General features: G+C 60.3%; 8 protein-coding genes and 4 pseudogenes. 5 read left to right on the forward strand and 7 right to left on the reverse strand.

What is annotated here, in order from left to right:
• Positions 1-471 precede the first annotated feature (471 nt).
• The 6 genes and pseudogenes from TZ03_RS26845 to TZ03_RS26860 form a co-directional block, all read right to left on the reverse strand.
• Positions 472-960 (reverse strand): helix-turn-helix transcriptional regulator, encoded by a 489-nt coding sequence (locus TZ03_RS26845; protein WP_051101343.1) that lies wholly within the window; start codon positions 958-960, stop codon positions 472-474.
• Between the two features lie 69 nt (positions 961-1,029).
• Positions 1,030-1,698 carry a DUF3313 domain-containing protein gene (locus TZ03_RS26850; protein ID WP_051101344.1) on the reverse strand — a complete coding sequence of 223 codons (669 nt, stop codon included), beginning with the start codon at positions 1,696-1,698 and terminating at the stop codon, positions 1,030-1,032.
• A 40-nt stretch (positions 1,699-1,738) separates the two neighbouring features.
• A pseudogene (locus TZ03_RS30955) lies at positions 1,739-1,996 on the reverse strand (outer membrane protein transport protein); the annotation flags it as partial.
• A gap of 9 nt (positions 1,997-2,005) precedes the next feature.
• Positions 2,006-2,227, reverse strand: a pseudogene (locus TZ03_RS31320) (peptidase M50); the annotation flags it as partial.
• Positions 2,228-2,233: 6 nt separating this feature from the next.
• A pseudogene (locus tag TZ03_RS31705) lies at positions 2,234-2,538 on the reverse strand (efflux transporter periplasmic adaptor subunit); the annotation flags it as partial.
• A 187-nt stretch (positions 2,539-2,725) separates the two neighbouring features.
• Positions 2,726-3,148 (reverse strand): low affinity iron permease family protein, encoded by a 423-nt coding sequence (locus TZ03_RS26860; protein ID WP_051101345.1) that lies wholly within the window; start codon positions 3,146-3,148, stop codon positions 2,726-2,728.
• 164 nt (positions 3,149-3,312) lie between these two features.
• On the opposite strand from TZ03_RS26860, the pseudogene TZ03_RS31710 reads away from it, so the two are divergent.
• Positions 3,313-3,432, forward strand: a pseudogene (locus TZ03_RS31710) (IS630 family transposase); the annotation flags it as partial.
• A gap of 89 nt (positions 3,433-3,521) precedes the next feature.
• Here TZ03_RS31710 and TZ03_RS26865 read toward each other — a convergent pair.
• Positions 3,522-4,544, reverse strand: a complete 1,023-nt coding sequence (locus tag TZ03_RS26865) for a substrate-binding domain-containing protein (RefSeq protein ID WP_051101346.1) — start codon at positions 4,542-4,544, stop codon at positions 3,522-3,524.
• Positions 4,545-4,797: 253 nt separating this feature from the next.
• Between TZ03_RS26865 and TZ03_RS26870 the strand changes: the two genes are divergently transcribed.
• Genes TZ03_RS26870 through TZ03_RS26885 form a run of 4 tightly spaced genes read left to right on the forward strand, consistent with a single transcriptional unit; the run spans position 4,798 to position 9,605 of the window.
• Entirely contained in the window at positions 4,798-6,147 is a 1,350-nt protein-coding gene (locus tag TZ03_RS26870) for a uracil-xanthine permease family protein (RefSeq protein WP_051101347.1), read from the forward strand.
• A 21-nt stretch (positions 6,148-6,168) separates the two neighbouring features.
• Positions 6,169-7,566, forward strand: coding sequence for an amidohydrolase family protein (locus TZ03_RS26875; protein WP_051101348.1), 1,398 nt, complete (start codon positions 6,169-6,171; stop codon positions 7,564-7,566).
• Positions 7,567-7,587: 21 nt separating this feature from the next.
• Positions 7,588-8,301 (forward strand): sulfite exporter TauE/SafE family protein, encoded by a 714-nt coding sequence (locus TZ03_RS26880; protein ID WP_051101349.1) that lies wholly within the window; start codon positions 7,588-7,590, stop codon positions 8,299-8,301.
• A gap of 47 nt (positions 8,302-8,348) precedes the next feature.
• Positions 8,349-9,605: an OprD family porin gene (locus TZ03_RS26885; protein ID WP_053388468.1), complete on the forward strand. Its 1,257-nt coding sequence runs from the start codon at positions 8,349-8,351 to the stop codon at positions 9,603-9,605.
• Positions 9,606-9,749: the final 144 nt, after the last annotated feature.

A 9,749-nucleotide genomic window follows, 5' to 3' on the forward strand; every position in this document is an offset into this window, starting at 1 on the left:
GCAACAAATGTGGGAGCGGGCTTGTCCCGCGAAGCGCCGCGCGGGCGGCGCTCGATCTCACAGGCGCTGAAGCTGCTGTGGCGAGCACCCGGCAACCCTGATGCCCTTGCCCGAAACCATAGAATCTCCCACCTCGACCACATAGGCCTCAAGCCCTATGCAGTACGTGTAGGAGATCACCCAGCCCTGCAGGGCTGCGCTGTCGCGCAGAGAACAGGGGGCATTGTGGGAGCGGGCTTGTCCCGCGAAGCAGGCGACGCAATTTATGGCACCGGCTTTGCCGGTGTTCGCGGGACAAGTCGGATCGCCGCACCGCCGTCCCCACAAAATTATAGTAAAATCAATAATTTATAGATTGTTCTATAGGGGAGAACGCCAGCTCGCGATGCGCTTCGCGGGCATGCCCCACAAAGATTGCTCAAGCCTTCAGATTCTGATCAAGACAGTTGCTCGCACAGGGGCCTATAGGAGTCAGCCCATTAGAAGCGCTTTATCACCAAACTGGCGTCGGTGTTCCAGCGGTGTCATCTTGAACCAGCGTAAGTGTGCACGGCAAAACGAAGTCGCTCGACGATAGCCTAGCTCGGCTGAGATTTGAGCCACGCTTAGACAGGTTCTTCTCAACAGCTGCTGCGCCTGACACCGACGAATATGATCCAGGCATTCTTCGAAATCGGTGGCTTCATTGGCAAGCCTGCGCTGCAAAGTGCGCGGGTTCAAATCTAATGCCAGCGCGACTTGTTCCAATGTGCAACGGTGGGTCGGGAGAAGAGCGATAATCTGCGATTGCACTTGCGCTTTAAATCCGCCCGGAGGTATTGCACGGCTTGCGTGAACCACCCATTGCTCTACGGTCTGGTTCCTGACCGAGCCGGCCGGGTCGGGGTATTCGAGCAGCAAGACCGCTTTTCCTGCTTGCTGCTCGAGCCTCAAGGACAATGATGCGTTGTAGTTTCGCATGTAGCGGATCATCGCTATCAGAGCTCCCCATGCCCCACTTGAAGTTCAAATAGGGCAGGGCAGCTACTCCTATTTTTTAAGGGCCTGGAAAGAACTCACCATGTCCTTCGCCCATCCATCGAGGACGGCCTTGGCATCCTTCGCCTGCATCACCTGGGAGGAATTGTCCAACTCTGTACCTGCGCCCTTGCGCACAACCTCGGCCACAACCTGATTGGTATCGCCATCGAGGAATGCTGCTTCAGTAGCAATACTTGTATCTTGGTCACGGATGCCCGTGGCTGTACTGATACCTGCGGCAATCAAGGCAATCGGGATCACTTCATAGGGCCGCAAGCTTTTGGTCTTGGCGCTCACAGCTGTGATTGCCGGACGCACTACCAATACGCCTGGGCCGGGGCTCGTGGCCAAGGGGAGCACTTGCGAGAAGTGATTTTTCAGCGTTTGGTCGTAATAGGTGGTTATCCCTTGCAGCGTCGATTGCGGGATTTTTTCGGTTGGCTGCGGTTTTGGATAGAGCTGGCTCGGTTCCACATAGACGCTGGTGTAGCGATTGACATCTACCCCAGGTTTGATCCAGCGCATGACCGCTGCCCCTGAGGGGGACTTGTCCTCCTTCAGAATGCTGTAATCGTTGAGGAACCCGGAGTACTGATCGGCTTCCACGTATTTGCTTGCACAGCCATGCAGCATGAGGGTGGTCAGGCACAGACTTGCGGCCAATACCTTGGTTTTCATGCAGGGTCTCCTTCCTTACGTTAGCGATGATCCGCGTCACTCAGAAGCGCCACGTGGCGCCCCCGCCAATGATGTGCAGTGCGCTGTTGTCATAACTGCCGGACAGCGTGGTACCGGAACGATTCTTGGTCTGATCGACATCCATATCACCCAACCACACCAGCGTGTAGGCAAGGTGCAGGTCCAGTCCTTCATCTACCGTGTAGTTGACGCCAGCGGCCAACCTCCACGTCTCACCCATAGGGTTATCCACGGTGCGGTCTTTGTCATCCACGGCCGAACTGTCGTATCCCAGCCCTGCGCTCCGGAACGCACGCAACGCCAGCACCTGCTCGGCATCCGGCTTGAGCGCGCTGTCACGCGACACCTGTTCGCTGACTTGGCGCGGGGTCTGGCCCCAGCGTAGCAGGCATTCGAACTCCAGCCAGCCAATCCGGTAGAAGCGGTTGACCACCTTGTCGTGGATCATCCAGGCAGGCTCGCCCTCACGGTTGTTGGCGGCTTCGCACAGACGCAGGTCCTCGCGCAGCGGTGGTAGAGTCTGGTAAGGCTTGACGTAGACCTTGGCCACATGGCCCGTGAACGGGGCCAGCACTTGGCAATAGCTCATCTGCGCCTCGCCCATGGCGCGTGCCCATCGGCTTTCTGTACCTCTGTGTTGGCCGCAGCCACTTCGATGTCGCCAACAGCGTCCAGCTTGCGCAGTTGCTTCTTGGCCTTCAGGTTTTGCCGCGCCATCGCCATCGCCATCGCCATCGCCATCGCCAGCTCGGCGACCGCGACCTTGCTGCGCGCCTGCGCTTCGTTGCAATTGAAACGGGCCAGCGTGGCCTGCGCTGCGGCGGTTGGTCGAGTATTTGCTAAATCCAGAGCCTAGTACAAGGAACCGATCAGGTCAGCTGCAGGGAAGGGAGAAAACGTGAAAATTGAAGCGAAAGGGGTTTCTCTGGTTGGTCATCAAATATGGGGGGCTTTAGCCATGGGGTATCGACTCGCTTGTTCTTTGCGGTGGGCGCTATCCTATGAATCAGCGGTCATGGCCACTCTTTTCATGACCGTTCTCACCCTCAGGGTCAGGTGCATCTGTAGGGCATGGTTGGCTACAGCCCTCGCCCATGGCTTGGTACTCCTTCCGCAAAGACCGAAGCTGCGTGCTGTCCATCTCTTCAAGGTCGAGCACTGAACGCTCTGCAGATTTAGACGCTCGGATGAGTTCGTCGAGCTTCACATGGATCATGTCATTATCACGGTTCTGCGTGTTCTGGATCAGAAAAACCATTAAGAACGTGATGATCGTCGTCGATGTGTTGATGATAAGCTGCCAGGTATCGTTGTAGTGGAACCAAGGCCCAGAGATACCCCATAGAGCGATCAGTACCAACGCGGTAAAGAACGTGCTGGGCCTACCTGCATGATTTGAGAGCCATTGGCAAAACTGCGCAAATCTCATGGGCTTCACCTCCACCTGTCTTACTAGGTGTGACAGCGAATGCGCCCGGAAATCTTTTTTTACATTTAGCTTTTCGCTTTCTCGCCAACGATCTGTGCGACTGGCTGGGAGGATTTTCGCTATGAGCGCGCCGAATGTAGTGGATGTGCACAGGTTCCTGATGCTCGACCCACACGCCTGCTGCGCTCTACCAAGCCCTGCCACCTGCAGAGGCCCGGTGCATCTTGCAACGGACCGAATTCCACTACACCCCCAAGCACGCCAGTTGGCTCAACATGGAAGAGCTGTCCGGTGCCTGGACGCCGCCGGCGGCGGTGCGAGCCAAGTAGTTCAGATTGCACTGCTGGGATTGTGTATTACGGCGGCGCAGCGACTACGGCGTTAGGGTCGATTCGCGTGGAATCAGGGTGGCCAGGGGGGCGTCGATGCGTTGGCGCTCGCCGGTGTCATTGATTTGCTCGAAGAGCAGTTCGATAGCCAGGGCTGCCACTTCTTCAAGGTGCATGTTCAACGCCGTCAGGGGCGGGGTGCTTTCGCGTGCGCGCAAGCCGTCGTAGCGCGTCACCACCTTCACGTCCTGGGGGATCTTGAGTCCTTTGTCCCGCAGCGCTCGCACAGCGCCTGTGGCAAAGGCATCGACCGGCACGCACAGGCCATCGATGCCGGGGTGCGCTTGCAACAGCTCCAGACAAGCCGTCGCACCGGCGGCTTCGCCACCCCCTTCATCTGCCCGAACAATCGCCGGCTCTTGGTGGGTGGCCGTGCAATAGGCCCGGTAGGCCTGCTCCATGTCCAGGTAGGAGTGCCGGGATTGCACGCCGATCACCAGGCCAATGCGCCGCGCGCCTTGTTGTTGCAGGTGGTCGAGCAGCAGTGTGCCGGTGGCTTGGCCATGCATGTCGATGTACGGCAACGCCTGGGCCTCGGGTTGGCGCCCGATGGACACCAGCTTCACGCCACGTTTGCGCAGGCGCGCAACGTTTGGATCGTTGGCCACCGGCTCGATGATCACCGCGCCGTCGATATCCAGCGTATCCAGCAAATCCCTGGCCTCATCCATGGGCGGCACCAGCACCAGGGCCACGCCTCGGCGCAGCGCCGCTTCGGTGGCGGTGGCGGCAATTTCCATCAAAAAGCCCAGGCGCGACGAACCACCGGCCACGGAAAAAGGCATGGAGGAGAGCAGGGCAATGGCGTTGGCACGTCCGGTGCGCAGGCGCTGGGCACGCAGGTTGGGGCTGTAGCCCAGGCGTTCAGCAACTTCTTTCACCAGTACCCGGGTGGCCGGATCGACTTGCCCGCGATCATTGAGCGCGTGGGACACGGTGGTGCGCGACACCCCGGCGGCGTTGGCGACATCGGCAATGGTGAGGCGGCGTGAAGTGCTGTTGGGCATAGACAGGTGGGCTCTTTAAGCGATGGCGGCAGTTATACGCTGCCTGAAGGCTATCAGCTACTGAGGCACGCAGGGGTAATGGATGCGTTGACAGCCCACACGAACAGGAATACATTTTGCCCAAATCGATTTGGGTAAGAATGCAAATCGATTTGGTTGGGTAGATGCCAGCATTTTCCCTACCAAGGCTCGTCCAGATCCAAATAACAATAATTCAATGGGCTGTCGGTGACGGCCCAGGTCGAGGTGGGATATGCCGGATATCGAAAAGAACCCTGTTAGCCCTGTTGATGAGCGCCTGCCCTGGCGCCAGTTGCTGATGTTTGGAGCCCAGCATGTGTTGGTGATGGCGGCATCGCCGATTGCGTCGGTGTTCCTGATGGCCACGGCGCTCGGCTTTTCCAGTGAGCTGACGTTGCAGTTGCTCAGCGCCACTTTTCTGGTGTGCGGGCTGGGCACGCTGTTGCAGTCGCTGGGTTTGCGCGGCTGTGGCGCACGCTTGCCGTTCATCATGCTGCCCGGTGGTGCGCCGATCATGCTGTTCATCCTGATCGCCCAGCAGAACGGAGTGGCGACGGCATCGGGTGCGGTGATCCTGACAGGCATTTTCTACTTTCTAGTGCTGCCGGTGTTTCGGCGCCTGCTGCGGTTTTTCCCTTCGGTGGTAGTGGGCACGATGTTGCTGCTGGTCGCGGTCAACCTGGTCAAGCTGTCGGGCCAGTTGATTGTCGGTCAGCCCGGCAGTGCACATTTCGCCGCGCCCCAACAATTGCTGCTGGCCTTTGCCACCATCGTTATCACGGTGCTGTGCGCACGACTTTTGCGCGGCACGCTGGGCCAGTTGTCGATTCTGCTGGGCTTGCTGGGCGGCAGTTTGCTGGCAGTAGCCATCGGCGCATTCGACAGCTCCGGCTTCGGTGTCTACCCCTTGTTGAGCCTGCCGACTTTCATGCCGTTCGGCGTGCCGCACTTCGATGTGTTCGCCTCGATCCCGCTGATGCTCTTTTGCCTGGTTTCGATGGTAGAGGCCACCGGCCAGACCGTGGCCATCAGTGAAGCGGTAGACAAACCCCTGGACGTGGACAAGGACGTGGTGCGGACCATTCGTGGCGATGCACTGACCTCGATCTTCGGCGGTTTCATGGGTACTTCGCTGATCATCACCAGCGGCGAGAACATCGGCGTCATCCGCGCCACGCATGTGCGTTCACGCTATGTGACTGCTGTTTCCGGCGTGTTGTTGCTGGTCTTCGCCTTACTTGCGCCGCTGGCGCGCTTGATCGAAGGGGTGCCTGAAGCCGTGGTCGGCGGTACCAGCCTCATCGTGTTTGCCATCGTCGGCACCATGGGCATCGACATGCTGCGCAAAGTGGACCTGCGCAAGCACGGCAACATGTACGTGGTGTCCATCGCCCTGGCCGTCGGGCTGCTACCGATTCTCGTGCCTGACGTCTACAGCCAGTTCCCCACCGGCATCGCTGGGCTGCTCGGCAATGGCGTTGCCATGGGCGCGCTGACTGCGGCCGTCATGAACTTTCTTTTCCATTGCATTGGCCGCCAGCACGCTCCTGTGGATGCCAAGGCAAAGCTGATCAACTCCTGACCCGCACACTAAGGTTTTTATATGAACTGCACTGTTAACGATCACCTGACGGTTGCGCCCGGGCACCTTATCGCACCCGGCCAACTGCTGGCCCCCGACTGGCTGTTGCTGCCGGAGGGGCCGCGCCAAGATCACGCCGTACGCATTGTCGATGGCCACTTCGCCGATGTCGGCCCATTGGCGCTATTGCAAGGCCGCTATCCGGACCATGGCGTTCTGCGTCTCGAAAACCAGCTGTTGATGCCAGGCTTCATCGACACCCATCACCACCTCAGCCAGAGCTTTGGCAAGGGCCTAGTGTTTGGTGAGCCGTCGGAGATTTTCCGCCGTGTGTGGATCCCCCTTGAGGGCTCGCTGGATACCGACCTGCTTTACCTGACCAGCAAACTGGCCGCCTTCGAATCGCTGCGTGGTGGTTTCACCACGGTATGCGATGCCGGTACGCGCTCGAAGGAAGGCGTGGAGGCCATTGCCCAGGCGGTTCATGAAGTGGGCATACGCTGCGTGTTGGCCAAAACTTGCAACGACCTGGAAGGCGAGCGTGTGCTCGATGCTCGCCAGGTACTCTGGATCGCCGAACAGCATCTGTCGGCATGGGACAACGACCCGTTGATCAGCCCGTCCCTGGCAATCCCGATCCCCGAGATTGCCACCGAGCCCACCCTGGGCGCTGCGTACCGCTTGTGCCATGAGGCGGGCAGGGTGTTCCAGAGCCATGTCAACGAACACCTGGTTGCGGTCGAGCGCTCCCTCGAGCATTACGGGGTAAGGCCACTGGAGCAATTGCACCGGGCGGGTGCGCTGGGGCCGGGGGCACTGCTGGCCCACGCGACACTGCTGACTTCGACCGAGCTCTGCCTGCTGCGCGATAGCGGCGCAGCCGTGAGCTACAACCCGGTGGCCAGCGCCTGGAAAGGCAATGCCGTTGCCCAGGCACACCTGATGCACTGTCTGGGGATTCCCCTTGGCCTGGGCACCGACGGCACCCGCGGTGACGGGTTCCGGCTGCTCGATTACGCCGAAGCCGCGCAACGCTTTGCCCATGGTTTGCCGGTAGGTGATTCGGTGTGTGGCGGCGGCCAGTTGTGGCTGGACATGGGTACCCAGAACGCCGCTGACGTGCTGGGGTTGGGCAAGGTGACCGGGCGCATTGCGGCGGGAAAAGCTGCGGATTTCCTGCTGGTCGACCTGGCAGTACCCGAGTTGCTGCCGTCTTGGAACCTGTCCTGGGATCTGGTCAGGCTCGCCAACCGAGACCAGATCCAGGCCGTGGTGGTGCAGGGCAAGGTACGCCTGTGGCAAGGCTGGCCCACCGACTGGGATGCGCGCGACCTGATGCGCCGGGTCGATGCGCTGGCCAGAAGCGTCGTCAGCCAGGCCCCCATCCATAAAGTGCAGCCCTTGCCGACTGTAGCTTGACTGATCTGGAACGAGAGAACGATGAATCTACCTTTCGACCCCCTGTACATCATTGCTGTCGCCGTCGCGGGCGGTGCGCTCATCCAGGGTACGACGGGCATGGGCTTCGCGCTGATCGTGGCGCCGGTAATGGGTTTACTGGCGCCGGAGTCCTTGCCCATCAGCCTGTTGATATTGATGTTGCCGCTGAATGCCGCCGTTGCCTGGCGCGAGCGTAGTGCCATTGATTTCAGAGGCAGCTCGTGGATTACCCTGGGGCGTTTTGCCGGCACCTTTGGTGGCGTCTGGATCCTGCTCTTGCTGTCGGTTGCGCAACTCAACCTACTGATCGGGCTGTCGACGATCGCCGCGTGTCTGGCCACCTGGATGGCGCCGTCCTTCGTGCCAGGGCGCCGGGCGCTGATCTCCACCGGCGTGATCACCGGCATCACTGAAACCGCCACCGGCGTGGGGGGGCCGCCGCTCGCCCTGGTGTACCAGCACTCACCGGTGGCCACGTTGAGAGGCTCTGTGGCTCTGTGCTTCCTGGTAGGGGAGGTGATCTCGCTGGTGGTATTGGCCTTGGGCGGGCATTTGCACATCGAGCAGGTGTCACCGGTGCTGGCCCTGTGCGTGCCTTTGGCGCTGGGTGTGGTTGCCAGCCACTGGGCCCGCCACCTGATCAACGAGACGCGGCTGCGCCGCTTCGTGCTCCTCTTCGCCTTCGTCTCCGGGGCGCTGCTGCTGGTGCAATAAGCAACAACCCATCGCATTCCACAACAAGTACAAAAAAGGAATTCGCCATGTTCGCTTTGAACAACCCGACTACCCGGGCGGCACTGCTGTGCACGTCTGCCTGGTCCGCTATGGCTGATGCAGGCTTGATCGATGACAGCAAGGCCACAGTATTGCTGCGCAACTACTACTTCGACCGCGACTACAGTGACAGTGGTGCCACACAAAGCCAGCGCCAGGAGTGGGCGCAGGGTTTCATCATCAAGGGCACCTCCGGCTTCACCCCGGGAGCTGTGGGTGTGGGCCTGGATGTACTGGGGTTGGTGGGTGTCAAACTGGACAGCAGCCCGGACCGCACCGGCACCGAACTGCTGCCCTATGACCATGACGACGGCCGTGCGCCGGGCAGCTATGGCCGACTGGGCCTGACCGCCAAGGTTCGCCTGTCGCGTACCGAGCTGCGCCTGGGGGAACTGATGCCTGACATGCCCATCCTGCGCTTCAATGACGGCCGGTTGCTGCCGCAGACCTTTCAAGGCGCCATGCTGACCTCCAAGGAGACTGATCGCCTTATCCTGCATGCCGGCCAGATCCACGCCTTCAGCCCGCGCAGTGCCGCAGACAGCGAAGACCTTTACCCCTCGGTCAGCGGCCGTACCGTTGCAACCGCGACCTCTGACCGCTTTACCTACGCAGGCGGCGAATACAGCCTGGGCAAGGATTCGGCGCTGGGACTGTGGACGGCGAAGCTGGAAGACGTCTACCGCCAGAACTACTACAGCCTGACCCACTATCAGCCGGCCGGCGGTTGGACCGTCGGCGGCGTGCTGGGGGCATTCGACACCCGCGACACCGGCCGCTCGCTGGCAGGAACGCTGGACAACCAGGCCGCTTCGTTACTGTTGTCCGCCGCCCACGGGGGGCACCGGTTTTACCTGGGGCTGCAGCGCATGTACGGGGAGGACGGCTGGGTCACGATTGACCGCTCGCTGGGCAGCACCCTGGCCAACGACATGTTTGCCAATACCTTTGTGTACGCCAACGAGCGCTCCTGGCAACTGCGTTACGACTACAACTTTGCCGCGCTGGGCATACCGGGGCTGACGCTGTTGGTGCGCTACACCCACGGCGACCATATCAACACCGTCGAGACAACCAATGGCCGGGAGTGGGAACGTGATGTGGGGCTGACGTACACCTATCAGTTCCGTGCGCTTCAGGGGCTCAGCGTTCGTTGGATCAATGCTGAGGTGGGGCGGAATTTTGGGGTGAATGACTTTACTGAGAATCGATTGATCGTGAGTTTGCCGGTCGAGCTCTTTTAGTCTTTGTGCAACTCGATTCGCATGGTCGCGCCAAGCGCTTCGGGCTAAGCTGGCGGCATAATGAATTCAGCGCTCAGGATACTAGTGTGGTGTTTCACAAATACCGCTGAAAATCATTTGCCCAGCGCTCGCGCCGCGCGAGCG

The sequence above is a fragment of the Pseudomonas sp. 10-1B genome, from assembly GCF_000935045.1.
Taxonomy (GTDB): domain Bacteria; phylum Pseudomonadota; class Gammaproteobacteria; order Pseudomonadales; family Pseudomonadaceae; genus Aquipseudomonas.

Bases quoted from the DNA above. Each gene is read 5' to 3' on its own strand.
- TZ03_RS26860 (WP_051101345.1), bottom strand. From the start codon at position 3,148: ATGAGATTTGCGCAGTTTTGCCAATGGCTCTCAAATCATGCAGGTAGG.
- TZ03_RS26875 (WP_051101348.1), top strand. From the start codon at position 6,169: ATGAACTGCACTGTTAACGATCACCTGACGGTTGCGCCCGGGCACCTT.
- TZ03_RS26845 (WP_051101343.1), bottom strand. From the start codon at position 960: ATGCGAAACTACAACGCATCATTGTCCTTGAGGCTCGAGCAGCAAGCA.
- TZ03_RS26880 (WP_051101349.1), top strand. From the start codon at position 7,588: ATGAATCTACCTTTCGACCCCCTGTACATCATTGCTGTCGCCGTCGCG.
- TZ03_RS26870 (WP_051101347.1), top strand. From the start codon at position 4,798: ATGCCGGATATCGAAAAGAACCCTGTTAGCCCTGTTGATGAGCGCCTG.
- TZ03_RS26885 (WP_053388468.1), top strand. From the start codon at position 8,349: ATGTTCGCTTTGAACAACCCGACTACCCGGGCGGCACTGCTGTGCACG.
- TZ03_RS26850 (WP_051101344.1), bottom strand. From the start codon at position 1,698: ATGAAAACCAAGGTATTGGCCGCAAGTCTGTGCCTGACCACCCTCATG.
- TZ03_RS26865 (WP_051101346.1), bottom strand. From the start codon at position 4,544: ATGCCCAACAGCACTTCACGCCGCCTCACCATTGCCGATGTCGCCAAC.